Below are 24,287 nucleotides of genomic sequence, written 5' to 3' on the forward strand. Positions count from 1 at the left end.
ATGGGCCACAGCGCATTCGATCTTCCCTCGAACCTCTCGGCCAAGGCCGACCCGAAGCTCATCGCCGCCGACGAGCGGCATTTCGCCGCCATCGCCACGAGCCTGGAGCAGTCGATCGCCGACCTGTCCGACCGCCTCGACGCCGCGCGCAGGGCGCCGGGCGGCACGGGGCGATTCGACGGCCAGGCGGCGGCCGACCGGGACCGGGAGATCCACCGGCTCACCGCCCGCCTGCGCACGCTGCGCCGCTACGGCCTCGACCTGTGCCTCGGCAGGACCGTCGCCGACGACGGCGACACGATCTACATCGGACGTCTCGGTCTCACCGACGGCGACGGCCGACGTCTGCTGCTCGACTGGCGCTCGCCCGCCGCCGAACCGTTCTTCGGCGCGACCCACGCCCGCCCCGAGGGCCTGGCGAGCCGCCGCCGGTACCGCTGGACCCACGGCCGGATCAGCGACTACTGGGACGAGGTGTTCACCCCGGACGGACTCGAAGGACATGCCGCCCTTGACGACCAGTCCGCCTTCATCGCCACCCTGGGCAGCAGCCGGTCGGAGCGGATGCGCGACGTGCTCGGCACCATCCAAGCCGACCAGGACGCCATCATCCGCGCCGGATCCCAAGGCACCCTTGTGGTCGACGGCGGTCCTGGCACCGGCAAGACCGTCGTCGCGCTCCACCGCGCCGCGTACCTGCTCTACTCCGACCCGCGCGTGGGCCACCACAAGGGAGGCGTGCTGTTCGTCGGCCCCCACCAGCCCTACCTGGCCTACGTCGCCGACGTCCTCCCCAGCCTCGGCGAGGAGGGCGTGCAGACCTGCACCGTGCGCGACCTCCAACCCGAGGGCGCCGACGCACCGGACGAAGCGGACCCCGACGTGGCCGCCCTGAAAGCCGGTGCGGCCATGGTGAAGGCGATCGAACCGGCCGTGCGCCGCTACGAACACCCGCCCACCAAGGGGCTGACCGTCGAGACCCACTGGTCCGAGGTCCGGCTCAGCGCCGCCGACTGGGCCGACGCGTTCGACGCGGCGGGGCTCGGCACGCCCCACAACGAAGCGCGCGAGGAGATCTGGGACGAACTGGTCGCGATCATCACCGAGAAGCACGACGAGGACGAGATCGAGCCGGACCTGCTGCGCCGGTCACTCGCCCGCAACCGGGAACTGGTGCGCGCCTTCGACAAAGCCTGGCCGATCATCGAGCCCGCCGACCTCGTCGCGGCACTGTGGGCGGTCCCCGACTTCCTGCGCATGTGCGCCCCCTGGCTCGACGAGGACCAGGTCGCGCTGCTCTACCGCGAGGACCCGAAGGCCTGGACCGTGTCCGACCTGCCGCTCCTCGACGCCGCACGCCACCGCCTCGGCGACCCGGAGTCGTCCCGGAGAGCCCGCCGCCGGGAGGCCGAGATCGCCTCCGAACGTAAAGTGATCGACAAGGTCGTGGAGGAGATCCTCGAGGCCGGCGACGGCAACGTGGAGGAGATGATCCTCCTCAAGGGCGCCGACCTCCAGGACGCCCTGGTCCACTACGAGGACCTGGAGACCGCCGACCCCGACCCGCTCGCCGGGCCGTTCGCGCACGTCATCGTCGACGAGGCCCAGGAGCTGACCGACGCCGAATGGCAGATGCTGCTGCGCCGCTGCCCGTCACGGAGCTTCACCATCGTCGGCGACCGCGCCCAGGCCCGGCACGGGTTCACCGAGACCTGGGCCGGACGGCTCGAACGGACCGGCCTGAACCACGTCAACCTGGCCTCCCTGAGCATCAACTACCGCACGCCCGCCGAAGTCATGGAGGAGGCCGAGCAGGTCATCAAGGCCGCGCTCCCGGACGCCAACGTGCCGACCTCGGTCCGCACCAGCGGCGTCCCCGTCCAGCACGGGTCCATTGCGGACCTCGATGCGATCCTGGACGCCTGGCTCGCCGAGCACGCCGACGGGACCGCCTGCGTCATAGGCGATCCGAACCGCGAAGGGACCTCCCGCGTCCGGTCGCTCACCCCGGAGCTGTCGAAGGGACTCGAATTCGACCTCGTCGTGCTCGTCGACCCTGAAACGTTCGGCGAGGGCATCGAAGGGGCGGTGGACCGGTACGTGGCGATGACCCGCGCGACCCAGAGGCTGGTGGTCCTCACCAGCGCCTGAGTCGAATTCCTTGCACTGCAAGGACATTGTCGTCGGAGGTCTGGCGGGCGAGACTGGCGAAACGCCGAGTCGTCAGGTCGCTGAACGGCTTGATCATCATCCGCCACGTTGATCACCACCAACGCTCGGTCATGATCGGTGTTCGTAGCCGTTGAGGACCTGAACGGCCTTGGCGATCTGGGTAACCCGCTGCGGATCGCATCGGATCCGGTCGAAGATCGACCACTTCTTGAGCTGCGAGAACATCCGCTCGCCCGGACCGCGTAGCCGGGCGTGGACGCGATTGGCCTCTCTCTGCCACTCGGGTTTGCCCCGTCCTTTGTACGGCGTGACCACCAGGTCGTGGTCGAGCCCGTCGTAGCCCTTGTCTCCCAGGGCGAACAGGCCGTACTCGCGTAGCAGACGCGGGATCTGCCAGATCCGGGCGGCCTTGGTGTCGTGGGTCGAGCCAGGGGCTTCGGCTGAGAGCAGGCCGATGGTCTCGCGGATGCGGCGGCTGGAGGTCGACGCCGAGATCCCGAAGCTGGCCGCGAGGTCGGCCAGGCGTTCGCTTTTATGCAGGTGGGCAAGGGTGAGCAGGGCCTGCTGGCCGGGGTCGAGAGCCCTCCAACGGGAGCCGATCTGCTTGCGGTGGGATCGGATGAGGACGGACACGCGGGTCAGGGTGTCGCTCGACAGGGGAAGTGGGGCGGTGTAGGACAGCAAGGAGGCTCCTGGCAGGCAATGGATTTCAGCACCCGTGGTTCCACCAGGAGCCTTCGCCGTGCCCGCCGCCAGGACCAGCACCGACACCATCAAACTCGCTGCGCCCCAATTGAACCCACCCAAGGTGCAACGAGCTCCTTGAGCGCCGCGCATCTTGCTCAACGATGCCAGAGCGCGCGCCAAAGGTGGTTGTATCTCGATGGTGCGGGATGCGGCGATGAAAGTCGGGCGCCCGTGTCGTCTCTGTACGCAGCGGGCGTATTCGCGCCGGCATGAAAAGAGGAGGAGTCCCATGCTGCGTCAGGTAGCGGAGGGCGTGTCGACCCACCAGAGCGAGTTGCTCGAGAACAACGCCGTTGTGGTGCAAGGCCGGGCCGGTGTGCTGCTCGTCGATCCCGGCCTGACTGGATCCGAAATGGCCTGCCTTGCGACCGACCTTCGCGAGCTGGGACAGAGCGTTGTGGCGGGCTTCGCGACGCATCCCGATTGGGACCACGTGCTCTGGCACCCCGACCTCGGCGAAGCGCCTCGCTACGGCACGGCCCGCTGCGCGGCGTTCATGCAAGATTTTCGGTCGAACGCCGACTGGAAGGCCCGCGCCGCCGAAGCGTTGCCGCCGGAGATCGCCGAGGAGACACCGCTGGACCTGTTCGGCCTCATCACCGGCCTGCCCGCCGGAACCGCGCGGATTCCATGGGACGGACCTGAAGTCCGGATCATCGAGAATCCTGCGCATGCCCCGGGCCATGCGGCGCTGCTCATCGAGGAACGCGGGGTGCTCGTCGCCGGCGACATGCTCTCCGATGTCCTGGTCCCCAACCTCGACACGTTGAACGACGCCAACGACCCGATCGAGGAGTACCTCGTCGGGCTGCGGCGGCTCGAGGACGTGGCAGGCGAGGCCGATGTCGTCGTCCCCGGCCACGGGTCGGTCGGCGGCGCCGATGAGCTGCGCGCCAGGATCGAGATGGACCGGGCGTACGTGCTCGCCTTGAGCGAGGGCCGTGTTCCCGATGACCCGCGAGTCGGCGAGACGGCCAAGCCCGGCTGGGAATGGACCAGCGACATCGCCATCGAGCAGGTCCAGCGCCTCGCCGAGCGACACGGACACGGCGGCACCCCCGGCTAGGCGCGTCGCCGTCGATCCGAGACGGTGAAGGGGCCCGAGCCGATGATTCGGCTTGGGCCCCTTCACGTCTGCCACTTCACTCCTCGACGGGGAAGAGAGCGGGCGCATCGGGACAGGTCGCGCCGAACGGTCATATATCGAGGCATGAGCATATGGAAAACTCTGTGCTAAAGTGCAGATAGTTCTTGCAAGAACTGCAAGAACACCTCTGGGAACGGCAAGAATCAATCCGTCCACCTCGCCCACAGGAGTTCGACATGACTCGCGGACAACCCCGCCGTTCCCAGCGGAACCGCCTGCTTCCCGCTGCACTCGCCTTGGCCGCCATGCTCTTCGCGCTGCTGGCCGTCCCCTCGGCCTCCAGTGCGGCCACCACGGCAACGGTCTACTACCGGGCCGCGACCAGCTGGACCACGGTCAACATCCACTACGCGCCCACCGGCGGCTCGTGGACCACCGCCCCCGGCGTCCCGATGGAGGCCGCCTGCACCGGCTGGTACTCCTACGAGATCGACCTCGGCGCCGCGACCGGCGCGCAGGTCACCTTCAACAACGGTTCCGGGACCTGGGACAACAACAACGGCGCCAACTACGCGGTCGGCTCGGGAGACATCACCATCGCCTCGGGGGTGAAGAGCACGGGGAACCCTTGCGGCGGTGAGGAAGCGGTCGTCTACTACGACCTCACCTCGATGGGCTGGACCCAGGCGTACATGCACTACGCGGTCAACGGCGTCTGGACGACCGCGCCCGGGACGGCGATGGTCGAGGCCGCCTGCGCGGGCTGGGTCCGCCTGACCGTGCCGCTCGGCTCGGCCACGAGCTTGAAGGCCGCGTTCAACAACGGGTCGAGCCTCTGGGACAACAACGCCGGTGCCGACTACACGATCGGCGCAGGAGTCACGACGGTCTCGGACGCCAAGGTCACCGCCGATGCCGCCGACCCGTGCGTATCGGCCGAGCCCGACACCGTCGCTCCCGCTACGCCCCAAGGGCTCACGGCCACGGTGAACGCCACCACCGTGATCCTGTCGTGGACGGCGGCCACGGACGACGTCGGCGTCACCGGTTACCGCCTGACCCGCACCTCGGCCGACGGCACGGTCACCCGCACCACCGCCTCCACGAAGTTCACCGACGCGAACCTCGACCCGAACACGGCCTACAGCTATACGGTCGCCGCGTACGACGCTGCCGGGAACGCCTCCGCCGCAAGCGGTTCGGTCTCGGCGACGACCGGCGAGGTCCCCGACGCCGCCACCACGGGCGAGATGCTCGGCGGCGACCCGCGCCAGGACCCGATCTACTTCGCGATGACCGCCCGCTTCTACGACGGCGACGAGTCGAACAACCGCGGCGGCTCCAAGCACGAGACCTCCGGCAACGCCGAATACGACGACCCGATGTTCCGCGGGGACTTCTCCGGCCTCATGGACCGGCTCGACTACATCAAGGGCCTCGGCTTCTCGGCCGTGTGGATCACCCCGGTGGTGCTCAACCGCTCCGACTACGACTACCACGGCTACCACGGGTACGACTTCTACGAGATCGACGCCCGCCTGGAATCCGAGGGCGCGTCCTACCAGGACCTCATCGACACCGCTCACGACAAGGGCATGAAGATCTACCAGGACGTGGTCTTCAACCACTCCTCCCGCTGGGGCGCGGTCGGTCTGGAGACGCCCACGGTCTACGGCGTCCAGGACGGCCAGTGGGGCGACTTCTACGACACCTACAACCCCGACTTCACCTACGACGGCCTCTCGGTCGAGCCGAACTCGGGCCGCTCCTACTACAACGGCGACCTCTGGTCCACTGCGGAGCCCGCCGACAACACGTGCGCGAACTGGGGTGTCTTCTCCGGCAACTACAGCTCCGAGGGCTGGAAGGTCTACCACTGCCAGTGGCCCAGCGCCACATCGGGAATGTTCTCCGCCGAGAACTACCACCAGTGCTGGATCGGCAACTGGGAAGGCGAGGACGCCCGCTCCTGCTGGCTCCATGAGGACCTCGCCGACTTCAACACCGAATCCGAAGCCGTGCAGGACTACCTGATCGGCGCCTACAAGCAGTACATCGACATGGGCGTCGACGGCTTCCGCGTCGACACCGCCGTCCACATTCCACGCGTCACCTGGAACCGGGTCTTCCTGCCCGCACTGCAAGAGCACCTGGTGTCCAAGTACGGCGAGGACAAGGCGAACGACTTCTACATCTTCGGCGAGGTCGCGGCCTTCGTCCACGACCGCTGGAACCGCGGCTCGGTCAACCACTCCGCCCAGTTCTACACCTGGCAGGAGCGTCGCGAATACGCCGACGACGACGTGGCCGCCGCGCTCGAGCAGTACCAGTGGGAGAACACCCAGGGCACCGAGAACCAGCCCACCAGCACCAACGCGTTCCTGGAAGGCAACACCTACCACGCCCCTGACTACAGCGAGTTCTCCGGCATGAACATCATCGACATGCGCATGCACATGAACTTCGGTGAAGCGAGCAACGCGTTCCACAACGGCAAGGACTCCGACCCCTGGGTCAACGACGCCACCTTCAACGCCGTGTACGTCGACTCGCACGACTACGGCCCCAACAAGTCCAGCAACCGCTACTCCGGCGGCACCACCGCCTGGGCCGAGAACATGAACCTCATGTGGACCTTCCGCGGCATCCCCACCCTCTATTACGGATCGGAGATCGAGTTCCAGGCCGGCGCCCAGATCGACTGCGGGCCTTCCTGCCCGCTCTCGGAGACCGGCCGCGCCTACTACGGCGACCACCTCGAAGGCACGATCGAAGTGAGCGACTTCAGCCAAGTCGAATCGGCCACCGGGGCCATCGCCACCACGTTGAACCAGCCGCTCGTCGAGCACCTGCAGCGGCTCAACGAGATCCGGCGCGCGGTTCCGGCGCTTTCGATGGGCCAGTACTCCACTGCGAACATCAGCGGCGGCATCGCCTTCAAACGCCGCTACACCGACTCGTCCGTCGACAGCTTCGCGCTGGTCGCGATCTCCAGCTCGGCGACGTTCAGCGGCATCCCCAACGGCACCTACACCGACGCGGTGAGCGGCGCGACCACCACCGTCACCAACGGCACCCTGACCGCCTCGGTCTCGGGCCAGGGTGACATGGCCGTGTACGTCCTCACCACGTCCCTGACCGCCGCCCCCGGCCAGGTCGGCGACGACGGGCCGTACCTCTCCTGAGGCTTGCCTCCCAGAGAAAAGGGCCGGCCGCGCAGCAACCCTGCGCGACCGGCCCGCTCTCACTCCTACACGCCCACAGGCGGTTTCACCGGAGCCTCCTTGACACCGAGCAGCTCGGTGGGCACTTTGGACGTCTCCCTGCCGGTGAAGACCGCGACAGCGTTCACCAGGCACATCAGCGCCGTGAAGACCGCCACGCCGAGCCACGCGCCCTTAGCGTCACCGGTGATGGCCACCGCGATCGTCGGCAGGAACCCGCTGATCGCGAACCCGACCTGCGTCCCGATCGCCATGCCCGACAAGCGCACCCGCGCCGAGAACATCTCGCCGTAGAACGACGGCCAGGTGGCGTTCGCCGCCTGGTACACCAGGCCGAACATCAGCACCCCGAGGATGAAGATCAGCGCCCAGTTCCCGACCGAGATCGACCACAGGTACGGGAAGATCAGCACCGCGCAGCCCAGCGACCCGGTCAGGAACACCGGTTTGCGCCCGAAGCGGTCCGCGAGCGTCCCCCAGAACGGGATCGTCGCCACCGCGATGATGTTCGCCGCCACGCCGACCCACAGCATCGGCGTGCGGTCCAGCCCGATCGTGTTCACCGCGTAGTTCAGCGCCCAGACCGTGAAGATCGTGCTCACCGAGGCGATGAGCGCCGCGAAGATCACCCGCAGCACGTCCGCCCAGTGATCGCGCAGCAGCACCGCGAGCGGCAGCTTCACGACGTTGCCCGCCTTCGCCTCGTCCTCGAAGACCGGCGTCTCTTCGATCTTGCGGCGGATCAGGTAGCCGACGACGACCATGACCACGCTGGCCCAGAACGGAATCCGCCAGCCCCAGCTGAGCAGGTCCTCCTCGGGCAGCGCCGCCACGGGCAGGAACGCCGCCGTCGCGATGAGCTGGCCGGCCTGCGTGCCGCTCAGCGTCCAGCTGGTGAAGAACGCCCGCCGGTCGGCGGGCGCGTGCTCCAGGCTCATCGAGTTCGCGCTGGCCTGCTCGCCCGCGGCCGAGAGTCCTTGCAGGAGGCGGAGGACGACGAGCGCGATCGGCGCGAAGAGCCCGGCGGTCTCGTAGCTCGGCAGGCACCCGACGAGGAACGTGGAGGCGCCCATGAGCAGCAGGGTGAAGACCAGGACCCGCTTGCGGCCGAACCGGTCGCCGACGTGCCCGAGCAGGACGGCCCCGAGCGGTCGGGCCGCGTAGCCGACGCCGAAAGTGGACAGTGCGAGCAGGGTTCCGGTGGCGGGGTTGGAAGAAGGGAAGAAGACCTGGCCGAAGACGAGCGCTGCGGCCGTGCCGTAGATGAAGAAGTCGTAGTACTCCAGGGCGCTGCCGATCCAGGCGGCGACGGCCGTCTTCCTCGGCTTGCCGCGGGCGCTGAGGCCCGGCGGTAGGGGGGTGGGGTGGTCTGACACGGTGAGCTCCTCTGGCGGTGCGCCATTGCATGGGCAGAGACGCAGTCTTCCCATCCGAGCGACGATGAACGTACTGGATAGTTATGTACTGCTTGGTTAATACCCGATCATTCGCCAGCGCCACGGCCGTGTCAAGAGGAAGTCGGGACAGAGTTTGCGCACCTCAAGGCGATGGGTGCATTGCAGCCCATCGATGTTGCGGGAGCGGGGCCGGTGTCAGCGGGCCGTCAGGTACTCGACCACCATGTCGCCCAGCATGTTCCGGTAGTGCTCGCGCCGCTTGGGATCGAGCAGGTCGCGGTCGAAGATCGCGTTGATGGTGTGCCGGTTGGCGGTGCGGAAGACGCAGAAGGAACTGATGAGGATGTGGACGTCGAAGGCGTCCACGTCTTCGCGGAACAGCTTGTCGGCCCAGCCGCGTTCGAGGATCCGGCTGATCACGTCGACCACCGGGGCCGAAAGCCCCGGCAGCATCTCGGATTCGGCGAGGTGCTTGGCGCCGTGGATGTTCTCGATGCTCACGAGCCTGATGAAGTCGGGGTGCGACTCGTGGTGGTCGAAGGTGAGCTCGGCGAGCTGGCGCACGGCCGCGACCGGGTCGAGGTGCTCGACGTCCACTTGGCGCTCAAGGGATCGGATGACCGAGTAGGCCCGCTCGAGCACGGCCAGGTAGAGCCCCTGCTTGCTCTCGAAGTAGTAGTAGATCATCCGCTTGGTGGTGCGGGTCTTGGCGGCGATCTCGTCCACCCGCGCTCCCGCGTACCCGTTCGCGGCGAACTCGCTGGTCGCCACTTCGAGGATCTCGCCGCGGGTGCGCTGCGGGTCGCGTACGCGGTCGCCGCCCTCGGCGTCGGCCGGGGTGGTCTGCGACGGCGTTGTGGTCAAGCGGGTCCCTCGGGCGTGTGTCGGGCCGGGCGGCGGGTCCCGCAACTCTAACGCGGATCGGGTGCGGTTCCCGGAACGGGCCCTTCCCGGCTGCCCCTTTCCAAACCGGCCCAAGGTTGATAGTTTGAATGAACTAGTTCGTACATTAGGTCCGACCGCGAGGAGACCACGTGGCCCAAGACTTCGGAGCGCCGGGCGCCCGCCTCATCGGGCTCATCGGCGCGGGACTCGGGCCCTCCCTCAGCCCGGCGCTGCATGAACGCGAGGCCGACCGGCTCGGCCTGCGCTACCAGTACCGGCGCCTCGACCTCCTCGAACTCGGCCTCGAACCCGAACGGATCGGCGAACTCCTGGCCGCCGCCCGACTCACCGGCTACACCGGCCTCAACATCACCCACCCGGTCAAGCAGCTCGTCACCGCCCACCTCGACGTCCTCTCCGAAGAGGCCGCCGTGCTCGGCGCGGTGAACACCGTCCTCTTCAAGGGCGGCAAGGCACTCGGCTACAACACCGACGCCTCCGGCTTCGCCCGCAGCGCCATGGGCGGCCTCGCCGGGGCCGACATGGACCGGATCGTGCTCCTCGGCGCCGGAGGCGCGGGCGCGGCCGTCGCGCACGCCCTGCTCGGCATCGGCGCCGGCGCGATCCGCGTGCTCGACCTGGACGCCGACCGCAGCGCCCGCCTCGTGGACGCGCTCGGCGCCCACTTCGGACGCCACCGCATCAGCGCCGGCCCGCTCGACGAGCTGCAATCCGCTCTCGCCGCGGCGGACGGCCTCGTCCACGCCACCCCCACCGGCATGCGCGAGCACCCCGGATCGGCAGTGCCGCAAGCGTTCCTGCGCCCCGGCCTCTGGGTCGCCGACGTCGTGTACTTCCCGCTCGAGACCGAACTGCTCACCGCCGCCCGCGCCGCGGGCTGCCGGGTGCTCGACGGCGGCCGGATGGCGGTCTACCAGGCCGTTGACTCCATGCGGCTCTTCACCGGCGTCGAACCGAACGCCGACCGGATGCTCCGCCATTTCGACGAACTCGTGCACACCCGAAGGAGCTGACCTTGCCCCCGAACCGGAAGCTCGGCATCGCCACCGTCTGCCTCTCCGGCACCCTCGAAGACAAACTCGACGCGGCCGCCGCCGCAGGCTTCGACGGCGTCGAGATCTTCGAACCGGACCTCGTCGCTTCTGCCCTCGCCCCCGAGGAGATCCGTACACGCTGCGCCGACCTCGGCCTGAACATCGATCTCTACCAACCGTTCCGCGATTTCGAAGCCGTCCCGCCGGATCTGCTCGCCGCGAACCTGCGCCGTGCCGAGAAGAAATTCGACCTGATGGAACGCCTCGGCGCCTCGATGGCCCTGGTCTGCTCCACCGTCTCGCCCGAGTCGGTGAACGACGACGACCTGGCCGCCGAGCACCTGCACCTCCTCGCGACCCGCGCTGCGGAGCGGGGCGTCCGCATCGCGTACGAGGCGCTGGCCTGGGGCCGCCATGTGAGCACCTTCGACCACTCGTGGCGGATCGTGCGGCGAGCCGACCACCCCGACCTCGGACTGTGCCTCGACAGCTTCCACATCCTTTCGCGCGGTTCGGATCCCGCCCCGATCCGCGTGATCCCGGCGGAGAAGCTGTTCTTCCTCCAGCTCGCGGACGCGCCGCACCTGGACATGGACGTGCTCCAGTGGAGCCGCCACCACCGCCTGTTCCCCGGGCAGGGCGCGTTCGACCTGCCGCGTTTCCTCGACCTGGTGCTCCGATCCGGATACGAGGGTCCGCTCTCGCTCGAGGTCTTCAATGACGTGTTCCGCCAATCCGATCCGCGCGTGGCCGCCGTGGACGCACTGCGGTCCCTGCTGAGCCTGCGGGAATCGGTGGAGCCGCGGTCCGTGGAGGGCGGCCTGCCCGCACCGCCGGAGCTCCAGGGTTTCGCGTTCGTCGAGATCGCCGCGGGCGGCGGCGCCGCACCCGAGGTCACCGGCGCGCTCGACGCCCTCGGCTTCACCCGCACCGGGCGACACCGTTCCAAGCCGGTCGCCTTGTGGGAGCAGGGAAGCGCGCGAGTCCTGGTGAACACCGATGTGGACGCCGGGGACGCGACGGCGGTGGCCGCGATCGCCGTCGAGAGCCCGGACCCGGCCGCCTCGGCGCGTCGGGCCGAGCGGCTGCTGGCCCCGGTCCTGTCCCGGGAGCACCGCGCCGATGAAGCCGATCTCGCCGCGATCGCCGCCCCGGACGGCACCTCGGTGTTCTTCTGTCGCACGGATGTCGAGGAGAGCTGGCTCGCCGACTTCGAAGCTGTGGGCGGGTCCGCGCCATCGGTCTTGAGCGCGGTCGACCATGTCGCGCTCACCCAGCAGACCGACGACTTCGACGGCGCGGCCCTGTTCTACCGCACCGTGTTCGGGCTCCACCCCGAAGTCCCGGCCGAGGTCGCCGCCCCGTTCGGGCTCGTGCGGAGTCTGTCGATGACCGATGCGGCGCAGTGGGTCCGGATCGCGCTGAGCGTCGCGGCCGTGCGCCGCGGCGAATGGGCCCCGGGCGTGCCGCACCCGCAGCACGTCGCCTTCGCAACCGACGACATCGCCGGAGCCGCTGCGCGCCTGCGCGATCGGGGCCTGCTGCTGGCGATCCCGGACAACTACTACGACGACCTCGACGCGAGGATCGCGCCCGAGCGCCTCGACCTCCTGCGCGAGCATTCCCTGCTCTACGACCGCGACGAGCAGGGCGAGTTCCTGCACTGCTACACGCCGGTCCTCGGTACCCGGATCTTCTTCGAAGTCGTGCAACGCATCAGCGGCTATCGCGGGTACGGGGCCCTCAACGCCCCGGTCCGCATGGCCGCCCATCGCCGCGTCCGTCTCCAGGGGCTCGCTAGCGTCGTTCGAGGAGTTGCTTGAGGGCTTCGAGATTGGCGGCCACGGCCGATTTCACCTTGATCGCCGCCAGCGGCGCGATGACGCGCACGGCCCCGGAGGGCTGGAGGCGCATCGTGTTGGTGAGGAGCGTGCCGCCGCCGGCCGGGGCCAGCAGGTAGTCGACCTCGGAGTGGAACGGCCCGAGATCGCCTCGGATGGAGAGCCTGCTGTCGGGCTCGAATGCGGTCACCTCCAGCGATTCCTCGCTGCGAGTGGGGATGGTCCGGGTCTGGCGGTAGCGGGAGCCGACGCCGACCGGGCCTGCGGAAGTCAGCTCGGTCTCGCCGAGCGCGTAATTCCATTGAGGAAGATTCTCGAGGTCGGCGAGGTAGGCGAACACGTCGGCGGTCCGGCGGTCGATCGTGATCGTGTTGGTGAACTTCATCGGGCTCATCCTATGCCCGGCGGCATCGACCGTGCGGTCCTCGACGTCGGCGGCCTCCTGCACGAAACTCCGGTCCTCTCAGGGGTTACCGCCGGGTCACCCTGCTGGTATCTTCACGAAAGTTACTCGCGTCACTTTCGGAGGTGCCTGTGGTCGCAACGCCGCGTTTGCCCGACTTCGCTTGGGGGGTGGCCACTTCGGCCTTCCAGATCGAAGGCGCCACGGCAGAGGACGGCCGCGGGCCGTCCGTCTGGGACACCTACACCGGCACGCCCGGGAAGATCCGCGACGGCCACACCGCCGAGACCGCCTGCGACCACTACCACCGCTACCCCGAGGACATCGCCTTGATGCGCGACCTCGGCGTCGACGTCTACCGGTTCTCTGTCAGCTGGCCGCGCGTGAGACCGGGCGGGACCGGCCCGACCAACGCGGCCGGCCTCGACTTCTACGAACGCCTCGTCGACGGCCTGCTCGAAGCCGGGATCACCCCGATGGCGACCCTGTACCACTGGGACCTGCCGCAGCCCCTCGAAGACGCCGGCGGCTGGCTCGACCGCGACACCGCCCACCGCTTCGCCGAATACGCCGCCATCACCGCTGAGCGCCTCGGCGACCGCGTCCGGCACTGGATCACCCTGAACGAGCCCTTCGAGCACATGGCCCTCGGCTACGCGCTCGGCCAGCACGCCCCCGGGCACACGCTGCTGCTCGACGCGCTCCCCGCAGCCCACCACCAGCTCCTCGGACACGGCCTCGCCACCAGCGCCCTCCGCGCCGCGGGCGCCCCGTTCGTCATGCTCACCAACAGCTATACGCCTGCGGTTCCCTTCACCGGCAACGAGAACGACCTCGCCGCCGCCGAGGCCTACGACCTCCTCCACCGCCGCCTGTTCACCGACCCGGTCCTGCGCGGCCGCTACCCCGACCTCACCGCGTTCGGCTTCACCGAGGCACTGCCGTTCGTGAAGGACGGCGACCTGGAGGCCATCGCGCAACCCATCGACGGCCTCGGCGTCAACTACTACAACCCGACCCGCCTCGCCGGGCCCGCGCCCGAATCGCCGCTGCCTTTCGACATCATCGAGTTCGACCACGTGCCGACCACCGACTTCGGCTGGCCCGTCATCCCCTCCGGCCTCACACAGACCCTTGTGGAACTCACCGAGGACTACGGCCTCGACCTGCCGCCCCTGTGGGTCACCGAGAACGGCTGCTCGTACACCGCAGAGCCCGCCGCCGACGGCACGATCCCCGACCGGTTCCGCATCGACTACCTTGCGGCGCACGTGAAGGCCGTCGAGGCCGCGATCGCGCAAGGAGCCGACGTCCGCGGCTACCTCGTGTGGAGCCTCCTCGACAACTTCGAATGGGCCGAAGGCTTCCACCAGCGCTTCGGACTGGTGCATGTGGACCCGGACACCCAGGACCGCACCCCGAAGGCCTCGTTCGACTGGTACCGCAACCACATCGCAAGCCGGCCCTGATGACCACCACCCCTCAAGCCCCTGCGCCCGCGGCCCTCGCCGAACCCGAACGCAACGTCGGCAAAGCCTGGATCGGCGGCATCTCCACCGGGATGCTCGGCCTGTACATGGCCTTCTTCACCCCGATCCAGGTGCTGCTGCCGCTGCAGCTCGCCGACATCGACGAGGACGGCAAAGTCGCCGCGTTCGGCCTCGTCACCGGCTTCGGCGCGCTCGTCGCCGTCGTCGCCAACCCCCTCGCCGGAGCCCTCTCGGACCGCACCACCGGCCGCTTCGGCCGCCGCCACCCCTGGACCCTCGGCGGCGTCGCGCTCGGCGCGGCCGCTCTCTGCCTCCTCGGCCTCCAGACCAGCGTCCTCGGCGTGCTCCTGTGCTGGTGCCTCGCCCAAGCGGCCCTCAACGCCGGGTACGCGAGCCTCAACGCGGGCATCCCCGACCACGTGCCCGTCCGCCAGCGCGCCGTCGTCTCCGGCTGGATCGGCTTCCCGCAGGCCCTCGGGCTCGTCATCGGCGCGGTCATCGTCACGATGCTCGTCACCGACCTCCCGACCGGCTACCTCGTGATCGGCTTGGCGGCCATCGCCATGGCGCTGCCGTTCGTCCTGTCCACACCGGACCCGCCGCTGCCCCGCGCCGCCCGGCCGCCGTTCTCGTGGCGGGCGCTGGCGGGCACCTTCTGGGTCTCCCCGCGCGCCCATCCGGACTTCGCCTGGGCCTGGTTCACGCGTTTCCTCGTCATGCTCGGCAACGCCACAGGCACGCTCTACCTGCTGTTCTTCCTACAGGACGCGGTGGGCTACGAGACGCTCTTCCCCGGCCACAGCGCCGACGAGGGCGTCCTGATCCTCACCCTGCTCTACACCGGCGGCGTCATCGCCACCTCGGTCGCCGGGGGAGTGCTCTCCGACCGGGTCGGGCGCCGCAAACCGCTCGTGGTCGCCTCCGCGGCCGTGATGACCTGTGCCGCATTGATCCTGACGTTCTGGCACACTTGGCCGGCCGCGCTCGCCGCCGCCACGATCATGGGCGCCGGCTTCGGCGTCTACCTCTCGGTGGACCAGGCGCTCATCACCCAGGTGCTCCCGGCCGCGTCCGACCGCGCCAAAGACCTGGGCATCATCAACATCGCCGCCACCGCCCCGCAGGTCCTCGGCCCCGCGCTGGCGGCGCCGATCGTCGCCGGCTTCGGCGGCTACTCAGGGCTGTACGCCTTGAGCGCGATCGTCACCCTCCTCGGCGGCATCCTGGTGTGGCCCATCAAGTCCGTGCGCTGATCAGCGATCGCCGGCATGGCGCGGACTGCTATTTGAGCATCGTGACGAACCGCTCGTAATCGCCGAAGGCGTCGCCGATCGCGTCCGGCGAGAGCCCGTAGTTGCTCATCGCGTACTCGTGCCCGCGATGATCGGTCGGCCTGTCGAGCGCGATCTTCAGGTTGCGCTCGTCGACGTCGCTCCAGCGGATGTCCAACTGCTCGAACAGTTTCGGGACGTACGCGTGGGGGGGCGGACATCAGCAGGTGGTAGCCGACGTCGATGACTATGCTCCGCGGCAGTTGGGCCCGCTGATCGCGCGCGGAGGCGACTCCTTCGGAGAGGATCTGGAGCCAGAGCGCTCCGATCGCGTGGAGATCGACTGCGCTGCGCTTGACGTGCAGGCGGATCAGCGATTCGGCCATGGAGCACATCGAGCCCATGACCGTGTTCGGGTCGCGGTGGGTCCACACGACTTGCGCGTCGGGGAAGACCCGGTGCACTGCCTGGAGGTGGAACAGCGATCCGGGGTGCTTGAGCGCCCAGCGCTTGGGCTCCCGCCCGTGCTGGAGGACCTGCAGGCATTCCTTGATGAACTGGTAGTCGGGGGTCGAGTCGTGGGTCTTCAGGAACTCGACGTAGTCCGGCATCGGGAGCACGCTGCAGTGCAGGGCGGTGTGGATGAGCAGGAAGTAGATCTCCTCGGGCAGGTCGGCCGAGACGGGGTGGATCTGCTTCCAGGAGGGGCTGAGGGCGAGCGTCTGGTCGAGGCGGCGCTGGGTGGCGGTGCGCCGGCGCTTCTCGGTGCGGGGGGCCTGGGGGAGGTCGACGTTGTACATCTCCCACAGGAGCGGCCCGCGGCTGCCCGGAGATTGGGCGAGCACCTTGTGGGTCAAGGTGGTCGCGGTCCGCGGCATGCCGACGACGAAGATCGGCGCTTTGATGACCTCGCGACCGATCTCGGGATGGAGGTTGTGGAGTTTCCGCACCCGGAAGAGGTTGTCGACGCGGGCGGTGATCATGTCGAGGATCGACAGCCAGCCGACGCCGGAGAGGCCTTCGGTGCCGGCGGTGAACCGCATGAGCCGGCGGATCGAGTCGAGTAGGGCCTCGTCCGACTCGCGGAGCGTGACGCCGTCGATATCGGATCGGACCTTGTCCACGATCTTGTCGAACGCCTTGTCCGGGTCGTGGCGGCCTCGGGCGGGGAGTGCGGTGAGCAGGTTCGCGATGTCGAGCGTGATCGAGGTGCGCCGCAAGGTGTTTCTCCTCAAGGGGGCCAATCAGGGGACGCCACGATGGTAGGCAGGAAGCGTCTTCGTCTTGGTTTCGGCCCGCTGTAGGCGGTTCGCGGCGACGGTGTAGTTCCCTGACCGGCGAAATCCTTGCGGCGCAAGGAGAAGGGCGGCGGTCCCACCGGTCGTCGTCCGCGACACGCAGCGCACTGAAGTCAAGGTCGGTTCAGGAAAGTCAAGACCGCGAGGACCCGGCGGTTGCCGTTCTCGTCGTCGCTGATGCCGAGCTTGCCGAACATCGAGGTCGTGTACTTGCTGATCGCGCTCTCGCTCAGGAACAGTCGCTTGCTGATCGCCTGGTTCGACAGCCCTTCCGCCATGAGTCCGAGCACGTCCAACTCGCGATCGGTCAGCTTCGCGAGCCGCCGGTTCGACGGGCCGCTCGTCAGCAGCCTGGCGATCACGGCCGGATCGACAGCCGTGCCGCCCTTGGCTACTCGCTCCAGCGCATCGATGAACTGGTCGGCGTCGAACACACTGTCCTTCAGGAAGTACCCGATGCCGCCCGCGCCGTCGGCCAGCAGTTCGCGAGCGTACAGCTGCTGCACGTGCTGCGACAGGATCAGTATCGGGAGGCCGGGGACCTCGCGGCGGGCCGCGATCGCCGCTCGCAGACCTTCGTCGGACTGCGTCGGCGGCATCCGGACATCCACGACGGCGACGTCGGGCCGCCATTGCAGCAGCACTTCGAGGGTTTCCGGTCCCGTGGTGGCCGTCGCGACCACCTCGTGCCCGTAGGCCTCGATCAGGCGGACCATTCCGTCGCGCAGGAGGTAGAGGTCTTCGGCTACAACGATTCGCATGGCACCGTCATCTTCGCACGGGTCGGTCCTCCGACCGGACTGTCGAGCTCCAGCTTGCCGTCGAAGACACCCAGGCGTCGGCGCAGCCCCGCGAGTCCGCCGTCGGGGACGGCCTCGGCCCGTCCCCGGCCGTCGTCCTCGACTTCGACGACCAGGTCAGACCCGATCAGGGCGATGTCGATCCGTGCTCTGGTCGCGCGGGCGTGCTTGACCGCATTCGTGATCAACTCGGCGATCCCGAAGTACAGGGCCGCCTCGATCGGCGCGTCCAGGCGCATCCGGAGGTCGGCGCTCACGGCCACTTCGATCGAGCTGTCCAGGGCCAGCGCCCGGACGGCGTCGACCAGGCCGCGTTCGTTCAACACCGGGGGACTGATGCCTCTGACCAGCTCCCGCAGTTCGACCAGTGACGCCGCAGCGCCCGCCCGCGCCTCCCGCATCAGCGCCTTCGCTCCGGCGGGGTCGGTCTCCATGAGCTTCTCGGCGGTCGCCAGCGCCAGACCCAGCGCGACCAGGCGTGCCTGGGCGCCGTCGTGCAGGTCCCTTTCGATGCGGCGGATCTCGGCCGCCTGCGCCACGGTCGAATCCGCGCGCTGGGCCGTCAGCTCGTCCACTCGTTCGGCAAGCGCCGTCGCCTGCGAGCGGCCTAGGAACCGCACTGTGAGCGGCACGGCGGGCCGCCAGGCGAACGGAGCGGCGGCGAGGGCGATGACCAGTCCGAGTACGCCGATCAGTCGCATGGAGGCACTTGACGGCGCGAATTCGACGACCAGTGCCATATCGGCGTCCGGCTGTGCGAACCCGAGCACCGCTGCGACCAGGCCTGCGGGCGGGACGGCCGCGATCGCACCCGCTCCAGCCGCGACCACGGTGAATCGCAGGTCGCGCCAGGTGGCCGGGTCGCGGAACCGGTCCTTCAGCTCCTGGTCCTCGCGTGCCTCCTTCTGCGTACTCGTGTAGGAGTAGCCGTTCCACCAGTACCCGGTGCTCATCTGGACGATCGGATGCCGTTCGCGTTCACCCGAGCGAATGACCGACCCGGCCCGCCGCTCGGCGAACCTCCGGAACCTCCCGGCCACCGGCTTCGACAGGGCCAGGGTTGCGGCGCAGGCGATCAGGAACGGCGCGATCGACTCCCACGGGCTGAGGCCGAACCACAACACGACTACGGCCACGGCTGCCCAGCCGGCTGGGATCAGCAGGCCCGTTCCGGCGACGGCGCACGACCGCGCGAATCCCGTCCAGACCTTCGATGCCCACAACTTCGCCCCTCGCATGGCCGTCCCCTCGCTCGCTGCTCCGGCTCTGCGACCCACACCTACCGTGTCGGCCGAACCGGCTTGAGGCCTCGACTGTGCACCATGCTGAGGCCCTTGCCAATGCGATCGGCCTGGGAGTGGGGCTGGACCCACCCGGTCGTGGGGCTCGGCGCCCTCTTGGGGGGCATCCTGGTGTGGCCCATCAAATCCGTGCTGAAAAACCCGGCACTACTCGGGCCGAACGGCCGCGTACAGCAGCATGTCCCGGCGGACCCCGGCGATCTCCTGGTGGCTGCGCAGGACCCCTTCACGCAGGTAGCCGGCGCGCTCGGCGGTGCGTGTCGAGCCGACGTTCCACGGCTCGATGTACAGCGCGATCCGGAACAGTCCCGGCACCGTCCATCCGAAGGCGGTGAGCGCGGTGAGGGCATCGGCGGCGTACCCGCGTCCCCGGGCGGAGGGCGCGACCGAGTACCCGGCCGTGGCCCTGCCGTCGGGGAGCTGGCTGAGCCAGAGCCCGCATTGGCCCACGGCCGCATCGGTCGCCGCCTCGGCGATCGCGAAGGAGAAGCCGGTGCCCTCGTCATATCGCCGGTGCTGCCGATTGATCCATTCCAGGGCCTCGTCGTCTCCGGCGTGCGGGGGCAGTGTGCCGATCGTGGGGACGTAGGGATCGGTCGAGAGTTCCCTGGCCATGGCCGCATCGCCCGCCCGCGCGCGACGGAGCAGGACTCCACCGTGCGCGGGAGGCGTGCGCGGCCATGGCGGTAGCGACGAGGTCGAATCCATGGGCCGTATCGTCTCAGCTGGCGGACGGCTTCGGGAGGTGCGGTTCCAGCTCGCGGAGGATCGCGGATCGCGGCCGGGCGCCCATGACCTGGGTGACGACCTCACCGGAGACGAACAGCGCCAGGGTCGGCATGCCCATGACCTGGTACTTCCTGGTCGTCTCAGGGTTGGCGTCGACATCGAGCGCGACGACGCGCAGCCGGTCGTGCTCGCTCTCGGCGATCGACTCGAGCACCGGGGCGATGGTCTTGCACGGCGGGCACCAGTCGGCGGTGAATTCGACGAGCACCGGGATCGGGCTGGAGAGGACGTCGTCGGCAAAGGCGGCGTCGGTGGTCTCGTTGAGGGACATGCGTATTCCTTCTTCCATCGGTTCTCGTGGCGGTATGCGCGGGAGTTCAGCGGCGGACTTCGGCGATGAGCCGCCCATGCGGATCGATCTGCTCGCCGCATTCGCATTGCAGGACCGCGCTGACGCGGCCGCCGCAGCTGCTGTGCCGGTAGACGATCTCAGGCAGGTCGCCTTCGGCGAGATGCCGTTCGCCCCAATCGGAGAGCGCCGACAGGACGGGCAGCAGGTCGATCCCCGCCTCGGTGAGCACGTACTCGTTGCGGGTGCGCTGCCCGGGCATGCGGTAGGGCCGCGTGGCGAGCAGGCCGGCCTCGGTGAGCCGGTGCAGCCGGTCGGAGAGCACCTGCCGAGGAGCCCCGGTCGAGGCCTGCAACTGGTCGAACCGCCGCAGGCCGAGCGCCGTCTCCCGAACGATGAGCAGTGCCCACCGATCCCCGACGACGTCGAGCACCTCCGCGATCGCATTCTTCACAGTCCAGAGTCTAGACCATGAACCCAGCCTCTGCCAGCGATCTGCGGGCGGTATCACCTGACCGGAGCCGATCGTATGCGGCGGTTAGCATGCCGAGATGCCCGCCGCGTTCCTGTACTGCGCTGACATGCTCAGCCCGCGCCGCCCCGACGAGCACTTCGCCGCCGAGGCAGCGCTCGCCGTCGGACTCGGCGCGTCGATCGCGCTGATCGACCATGACGCCTTGACTCGCGGCGACGCCGACCGAGCGGTCGCACGGGTCCCTGAGGGGCTCGGCGAGGCCTGGTACCGGGGCTGGATGGTGACCGGTGACCGGTATACCGAGCTGCATCGCGCGCTCGTCGAACGCGGCGTCCACCTCGCCACCGCGCCCGAGCAGTTCCGGTCGGCGCACGAGCTGCCCGGCTGGTACGGAAGGTTCGCGACCCTGACCCCGTCGAGCCGGTGGATCCCGTTGCGGGCAGGGGAGGTGCCCGCGCACGATGCGCTGGCGAGCGCGGTGGGGGAGCTTCCGGGCGGTCCGGGCATGGTCAAGGACTTCGTGAAGTCGCGCAAGGGCGAGCCGGAGGCCTTCTTCATCGAGGATCTCGGGGACCTGGAGGCGGTGCGGAAGGTCGCCGAGTGCTTCATCGAACGTCAGGGACCCGACCTGGCGGGCGGTCTCGTCCTGAGGGCCTTCGAGGACTTCGCAGGCTCCGGCGGCAGGGCCGCGGAGGCTCGCGTCTGGTGGGTGCGCGGCGAACCGGTCGTGGTCGGGCCGCACCCGGATCAGCCGCGCACCGTGGTCGACCCCGACTTGACCGGCGTAGCGGAGTCCGTTGCGGCGCTGGGATGCCCGTTCGTCACCACCGACCTCGCGCAGCGCGCTGACGGCGGTTGGCGTGTGGTGGAGGTAGGCGACGGCCAGGTCAGCGACTTCCCGAGCGGCATCGACCCGGAACCGCTGCTGCGCGCGCTATCCGGAGGTCGATGACACCGACCGGTATTGCGATGGGGCGATGCCGTACTCCCGGGTGAAGGCCTGTCGCAGGGCTTCTGCCGAGGCGAAGCCGCAGCGGGCGGCCACTCGGGCGACCGGGAGGTCGGTCGTCGTGAGCAGCTGGGCGGCGGCCGTGACTCGGGCCTGCCGGACGTAGCGGCCCGGGGTCTGGCGCAGGTGGGTTCGGAACAGGCGGGTCAGGTGCCGAGGGCTCACCCGCGCCAACTCGGCGAGGGACTCTGTGGACAGATCGGCGTCGAGGCGTTCGCTGACGTGGTCGGTCACCTTGCGGACCAGATCGTGGTCGACCGCGGGTGCGGCCGTGAACATGCTCATCTGGGCCTGGTTGCCCGGGCGGTGCAGGTAGGTGACCATCGCGCGCGAGACCCAGCGGGCCATGTCGGGGCCGAAGTCGGCCTCGATGAACGAGAGCGAGAGATCCAGGGCGCTGGTGACTCCCGCTGCGGTGTAGACGTTCCCGTCCTGGACCCAGATCGGCCTGGGGTCCACGTCGACCTTTTCGTACCGCGCCGCGAGCTGACTCGCGAAGTGCCAGTGGGTGGTCGCCCGCTTCCCGTCAAGCAGCCCGGCCGCGGCGAGGACGCTCGCGCCGGTGCAGAGGGAGGCGACGCGCTCGCTCTCGCGGGCCAAGCGCCGCACATGGCTCACCAGTCGCTCGTCGTCCGCCGCGCCGGTATGGCCGAGACCGCCCGAGACCACCAGCGTGCCAATGGGACCGCGCACCCGTTCGAGGGCCGCCTGCCCGTTGAGGACCAGGCCCGACGAGCAGGTGATCGGCCGCCCGCCCGGAGTGGCCAAGGCCAGGTCGTAGCCGATCGCTGCGTCGATCACCCGCACCGAGTCCAGTGTGGTCGTGACGCAGGCGATGTCGAGCAGTTCGGCGTCGTCGTAGCCGACGACGACCACGCGATGGCGATCCATGCCCTCCAGCCTAGGTCCGGAAGACCAGGAAGCCAAGATTTCGGACATGCCGAGCGCACCGGCTTGACCGGGGCTTTGCCAGCGAGGATCGTTGGGCATGCCAGATACCCCCTCTAGGTATATGAGGAGCCCATCATGACCGCCACCTCCGAACTCCGTTCCGCCAACCCCGTCCGCGCCGCACTGCGGCGCTGGCCCACCGCCTTCGGGATCGCCTTCGCCGTGTTCGCGGTGTGGGGCATGGCCTCCGGCGTCGAGCTGGGGCAGGTCGTCGCCGCCTCCGGGTTCGTCTACCTCGGCGCCGCCGCCGTCAAGCGGCGCGGCGCGGCCTGGCCGATGTTCGCCATGTCCTTCGTGGCGATCGGCGCCGCCGACTTCACGCCCTGGGGGGACCAGTTCGGCACCTGGGCCCTCCTCGGGCTCGCCGCCCTGCTCGCCCTCTACGGGCTCCTGCGCGGCGCGGCCCGCCCCGCAGAAGGCCTGCCGCTCCAGGCGATCGCGATGGCCCTCTTCGGGGGGATCGCCGCCGCGGTCCTCTTCATCGGCGGCGACCTCGGCGCGTACCTCGTGGCGGCCGGCCTGCTCGGGCACGCTGCCTGGGACGTCTACCACCACCGCAGGGAACTGGTCGTCTCGCGCTCGCTGGCCGAGTTCTGCTTCGTCCTGGACACGTTGGTGGCCATCATCATCGTGGTCGTGACGCTGCAGGGCTGATCGACCGGGCGGCGTTGGAAAGCGTTGACATTCGCGCGCCCAATGTGCACCATATATTGAGAATGTTCGATGTGACCGCAAATCTCCGCTGCGGTCGCATCGGCGCGCATCGACGCGAAGGCGGTCATCATGACGAACCCACCGCAAGCGGGCAGCACCCGGCGCAGTGCACTGAAACGGATCGCGGCGACGGCGGCAGCGGCCGCCGCCGCGCCCCTGATCGCGGTCGACCCGGCGAGAGCGGCCGACGCGGCCGCGGAGCAGGTCGGCGCCGCGGCCTGGGAGACCCTCATCGACGGGAACTCCTTCGCGAGCCGCGCCGCACTCGAATCCGAGTGGAACTACCTGTACCCCTGGGGATCCGACCACAACGGCACCGCCCGGATGTACGCCAGCTCCACGGACGACAACCACTGCTATCTGTCGCCCGCCGGCGTCCTCAACCTCAAGGCCACCCGCATCACCTGGGACGAGGGCAACAGCAGCAAGGACCCCTACCTGCCGATCCGCTACCACTCTGCGGCGATCCACGCGAAGAACCAGGTCCTCGTCAGCGACCAGTACCCGAACTGGGAGATCCGCGGCGAGTTCCAGGCTCCCTCGGCCCGCGGCACCTGGCCGGCCTTCTGGATCACCGGCGCCAACAGCTGGCCTCCGGAGAGCGACATCCTCGAATACAAGGGCGACAACCGGAACTGGTTCAACACCTACGACGGCGCCTGGGACAACACCCTCGTCACGGTCTCCTCGCCCGCCAGCTGGCACGAGTACCGCATCTGGATGACCAAGACCTCCGGCACGGACGTGCAGATCCACTACTACCTCGACGGCACATGGAAGGCCGCCCACACCGGCTCGAACTTCGTGGGCAAGGCCATGAACATCATCATCAACCTCCAGATGGAGGGCTCCTCGGGCTCCAGCGGCCCGAGTGGCGACACCTACTACAAGGCCCGGAACGTCTACGTGGGCCGCACCAACAACAGCTGACCGGCAACGAGAAGGGCCCGGTTCCCGCGCCGGGCCCTTCCTCGTTCCCATGCGGGGCCTTGGCATTGGGAAGCGATTGCCCTACAATCACATTGACAAATATAAATGCCCGGATTGCTGCGGAAATCTCCCGGCATGCCTCAGCGACCGGCTCTCCGA

21 protein-coding genes are annotated in these 24,287 nt (G+C 69.0%); 10 read left to right on the top strand and 11 right to left on the bottom strand.

The features are described 5' to 3' along the window. Window positions 1–2,151, top strand: a complete 2,151-nt coding sequence (gene helR / locus ACFO8M_RS15935; RefSeq protein ID WP_387977315.1) for an RNA polymerase recycling motor ATPase HelR — start codon at window positions 1–3, stop codon at window positions 2,149–2,151. 129 nt (window positions 2,152–2,280) lie between these two features. On the opposite strand, the gene ACFO8M_RS15940 is transcribed toward helR, so the two are convergent. After that, window positions 2,281–2,856: a transposase family protein gene (locus ACFO8M_RS15940; protein WP_387977317.1), complete on the bottom strand. Its 576-nt coding sequence runs from the start codon at window positions 2,854–2,856 to the stop codon at window positions 2,281–2,283. Between the two features lie 292 nt (window positions 2,857–3,148). On the opposite strand from ACFO8M_RS15940, the gene ACFO8M_RS15945 reads away from it, so the two are divergent. Continuing rightward, window positions 3,149–3,985 carry an MBL fold metallo-hydrolase gene (locus ACFO8M_RS15945; protein WP_387977318.1) on the top strand — a complete coding sequence of 279 codons (837 nt, stop codon included), beginning with the start codon at window positions 3,149–3,151 and terminating at the stop codon, window positions 3,983–3,985. A gap of 257 nt (window positions 3,986–4,242) precedes the next feature. Beyond that, window positions 4,243–7,191: a carbohydrate binding domain-containing protein gene (locus tag ACFO8M_RS15950; protein WP_387977320.1), complete on the top strand. Its 2,949-nt coding sequence runs from the start codon at window positions 4,243–4,245 to the stop codon at window positions 7,189–7,191. Window positions 7,192–7,256: 65 nt separating this feature from the next. On the opposite strand, the gene ACFO8M_RS15955 is transcribed toward ACFO8M_RS15950, so the two are convergent. Together ACFO8M_RS15955 and ACFO8M_RS15960 are read right to left on the bottom strand one after the other, a co-directional pair. Then, window positions 7,257–8,606 carry an MFS transporter gene (locus ACFO8M_RS15955; RefSeq protein ID WP_387977322.1) on the bottom strand — a complete coding sequence of 450 codons (1,350 nt, stop codon included), beginning with the start codon at window positions 8,604–8,606 and terminating at the stop codon, window positions 7,257–7,259. Window positions 8,607–8,822: 216 nt separating this feature from the next. Then, window positions 8,823–9,491, bottom strand: a complete 669-nt coding sequence (locus tag ACFO8M_RS15960) for a TetR family transcriptional regulator (protein ID WP_387977323.1) — start codon at window positions 9,489–9,491, stop codon at window positions 8,823–8,825. A 170-nt stretch (window positions 9,492–9,661) separates the two neighbouring features. Between ACFO8M_RS15960 and ACFO8M_RS15965 the strand changes: the two genes are divergently transcribed. Further along, window positions 9,662–10,546: a shikimate dehydrogenase gene (locus ACFO8M_RS15965; protein WP_387977325.1), complete on the top strand. Its 885-nt coding sequence runs from the start codon at window positions 9,662–9,664 to the stop codon at window positions 10,544–10,546. A gap of 2 nt (window positions 10,547–10,548) precedes the next feature. After that, complete coding sequence (locus ACFO8M_RS15970) at window positions 10,549–12,390, top strand: bifunctional sugar phosphate isomerase/epimerase/4-hydroxyphenylpyruvate dioxygenase family protein (protein WP_387977327.1); 1,842 nt, start codon at window positions 10,549–10,551, stop codon at window positions 12,388–12,390. On the opposite strand, the gene ACFO8M_RS15975 is transcribed toward ACFO8M_RS15970, so the two are convergent. Beyond that, window positions 12,365–12,793 carry an SRPBCC family protein gene (locus ACFO8M_RS15975; RefSeq protein WP_387977328.1) on the bottom strand — a complete coding sequence of 143 codons (429 nt, stop codon included), beginning with the start codon at window positions 12,791–12,793 and terminating at the stop codon, window positions 12,365–12,367. The two genes, ACFO8M_RS15970 and ACFO8M_RS15975, sit on opposite strands and share 26 nt — an antisense overlap. A 188-nt stretch (window positions 12,794–12,981) precedes the next feature. Between ACFO8M_RS15975 and ACFO8M_RS15980 the strand changes: the two genes are divergently transcribed. Beyond that, the gene (locus ACFO8M_RS15980; RefSeq protein ID WP_387977330.1) at window positions 12,982–14,280 is read left to right on the top strand and encodes a GH1 family beta-glucosidase; all 1,299 of its coding nucleotides are present in this window, start codon (window positions 12,982–12,984) and stop codon (window positions 14,278–14,280) included. Further along, window positions 14,280–15,554 carry an MFS transporter gene (locus ACFO8M_RS15985; RefSeq protein ID WP_387977332.1) on the top strand — a complete coding sequence of 425 codons (1,275 nt, stop codon included), beginning with the start codon at window positions 14,280–14,282 and terminating at the stop codon, window positions 15,552–15,554. The genes ACFO8M_RS15980 and ACFO8M_RS15985 overlap by 1 nt, the downstream gene beginning before the upstream one ends. Here the strand turns inward: ACFO8M_RS15985 and ACFO8M_RS15990 are convergent. The 6 genes from ACFO8M_RS15990 to ACFO8M_RS16015 all read right to left on the bottom strand — a co-directional run bounded on the left by ACFO8M_RS15990 (window position 15,473) and on the right by ACFO8M_RS16015 (window position 20,503). Further along, the gene (locus tag ACFO8M_RS15990) at window positions 15,473–16,792 is read right to left on the bottom strand and encodes a sulfotransferase family protein (protein ID WP_387977334.1); all 1,320 of its coding nucleotides are present in this window, start codon (window positions 16,790–16,792) and stop codon (window positions 15,473–15,475) included. The genes ACFO8M_RS15985 and ACFO8M_RS15990 overlap by 82 nt on opposite strands. A 191-nt stretch (window positions 16,793–16,983) precedes the next feature. Continuing rightward, a complete protein-coding gene (locus ACFO8M_RS15995; RefSeq protein WP_387977336.1) occupies window positions 16,984–17,631 on the bottom strand; it encodes a response regulator transcription factor in 648 nt (215 codons plus the stop codon). Further along, window positions 17,616–18,908, bottom strand: coding sequence for a sensor histidine kinase (locus ACFO8M_RS16000; protein WP_387977338.1), 1,293 nt, complete (start codon window positions 18,906–18,908; stop codon window positions 17,616–17,618). Before ACFO8M_RS16000 ends, ACFO8M_RS15995 begins: the two co-directional genes overlap by 16 nt. 210 nt (window positions 18,909–19,118) lie before the next feature. Beyond that, window positions 19,119–19,679 (bottom strand): GNAT family N-acetyltransferase, encoded by a 561-nt coding sequence (locus ACFO8M_RS16005; protein WP_387977340.1) that lies wholly within the window; start codon window positions 19,677–19,679, stop codon window positions 19,119–19,121. 13 nt (window positions 19,680–19,692) lie between these two features. Continuing rightward, window positions 19,693–20,031, bottom strand: coding sequence for a thioredoxin family protein (locus ACFO8M_RS16010; protein ID WP_387977341.1), 339 nt, complete (start codon window positions 20,029–20,031; stop codon window positions 19,693–19,695). A 46-nt stretch (window positions 20,032–20,077) separates the two neighbouring features. Next, a complete protein-coding gene (locus ACFO8M_RS16015; RefSeq protein WP_387977343.1) occupies window positions 20,078–20,503 on the bottom strand; it encodes a winged helix-turn-helix transcriptional regulator in 426 nt (141 codons plus the stop codon). Between the two features lie 97 nt (window positions 20,504–20,600). On the opposite strand from ACFO8M_RS16015, the gene ACFO8M_RS16020 reads away from it, so the two are divergent. Continuing rightward, window positions 20,601–21,476, top strand: coding sequence for an ATP-grasp domain-containing protein (locus ACFO8M_RS16020; protein ID WP_387977345.1), 876 nt, complete (start codon window positions 20,601–20,603; stop codon window positions 21,474–21,476). On the opposite strand, the gene ACFO8M_RS16025 is transcribed toward ACFO8M_RS16020, so the two are convergent. Then, on the bottom strand, window positions 21,459–22,424 hold the full coding sequence (locus ACFO8M_RS16025) for a GlxA family transcriptional regulator (RefSeq protein WP_387977347.1): 966 nt from the start codon (window positions 22,422–22,424) through the stop codon (window positions 21,459–21,461). The two genes, ACFO8M_RS16020 and ACFO8M_RS16025, sit on opposite strands and share 18 nt — an antisense overlap. A gap of 135 nt (window positions 22,425–22,559) precedes the next feature. On the opposite strand from ACFO8M_RS16025, the gene ACFO8M_RS16030 reads away from it, so the two are divergent. Both ACFO8M_RS16030 and ACFO8M_RS16035 read left to right on the top strand, forming a co-directional pair. Then, window positions 22,560–23,138, top strand: coding sequence for a hypothetical protein (locus ACFO8M_RS16030; RefSeq protein ID WP_387977349.1), 579 nt, complete (start codon window positions 22,560–22,562; stop codon window positions 23,136–23,138). A gap of 129 nt (window positions 23,139–23,267) precedes the next feature. Next, window positions 23,268–24,128, top strand: coding sequence for a glycoside hydrolase (locus ACFO8M_RS16035; protein WP_387977351.1), 861 nt, complete (start codon window positions 23,268–23,270; stop codon window positions 24,126–24,128). The last annotated feature ends 159 nt before the right edge of the window (window positions 24,129–24,287 follow it).

It is taken from the genome of Glycomyces rhizosphaerae, assembly GCF_042647865.1.
GTDB lineage: Bacteria > Actinomycetota > Actinomycetes > Mycobacteriales > Micromonosporaceae > Glycomyces > Glycomyces rhizosphaerae.

What these genes read in the sequence shown, in the direction of transcription:
- ACFO8M_RS15945 (WP_387977318.1), top strand. Translation starts at nt 3,149, where the DNA reads ATGCTGCGTCAGGTAGCGGAGGGCGTGTCGACCCACCAGAGCGAGTTG.
- ACFO8M_RS15985 (WP_387977332.1), top strand. Translation starts at nt 14,280, where the DNA reads ATGACCACCACCCCTCAAGCCCCTGCGCCCGCGGCCCTCGCCGAACCC.
- ACFO8M_RS16005 (WP_387977340.1), bottom strand. Translation starts at nt 19,679, where the DNA reads ATGGATTCGACCTCGTCGCTACCGCCATGGCCGCGCACGCCTCCCGCG.
- ACFO8M_RS16025 (WP_387977347.1), bottom strand. Translation starts at nt 22,424, where the DNA reads ATGGATCGCCATCGCGTGGTCGTCGTCGGCTACGACGACGCCGAACTG.
- ACFO8M_RS16030 (WP_387977349.1), top strand. Translation starts at nt 22,560, where the DNA reads ATGACCGCCACCTCCGAACTCCGTTCCGCCAACCCCGTCCGCGCCGCA.
- ACFO8M_RS16000 (WP_387977338.1), bottom strand. Translation starts at nt 18,908, where the DNA reads ATGCGAGGGGCGAAGTTGTGGGCATCGAAGGTCTGGACGGGATTCGCG.
- ACFO8M_RS15975 (WP_387977328.1), bottom strand. Translation starts at nt 12,793, where the DNA reads ATGAAGTTCACCAACACGATCACGATCGACCGCCGGACCGCCGACGTG.
- ACFO8M_RS15950 (WP_387977320.1), top strand. Translation starts at nt 4,243, where the DNA reads ATGACTCGCGGACAACCCCGCCGTTCCCAGCGGAACCGCCTGCTTCCC.
- ACFO8M_RS15995 (WP_387977336.1), bottom strand. Translation starts at nt 17,631, where the DNA reads ATGCGAATCGTTGTAGCCGAAGACCTCTACCTCCTGCGCGACGGAATG.
- ACFO8M_RS16010 (WP_387977341.1), bottom strand. Translation starts at nt 20,031, where the DNA reads ATGTCCCTCAACGAGACCACCGACGCCGCCTTTGCCGACGACGTCCTC.
- helR (WP_387977315.1), top strand. Translation starts at nt 1, where the DNA reads ATGGGCCACAGCGCATTCGATCTTCCCTCGAACCTCTCGGCCAAGGCC.
- ACFO8M_RS16020 (WP_387977345.1), top strand. Translation starts at nt 20,601, where the DNA reads ATGCCCGCCGCGTTCCTGTACTGCGCTGACATGCTCAGCCCGCGCCGC.
- ACFO8M_RS16035 (WP_387977351.1), top strand. Translation starts at nt 23,268, where the DNA reads ATGACGAACCCACCGCAAGCGGGCAGCACCCGGCGCAGTGCACTGAAA.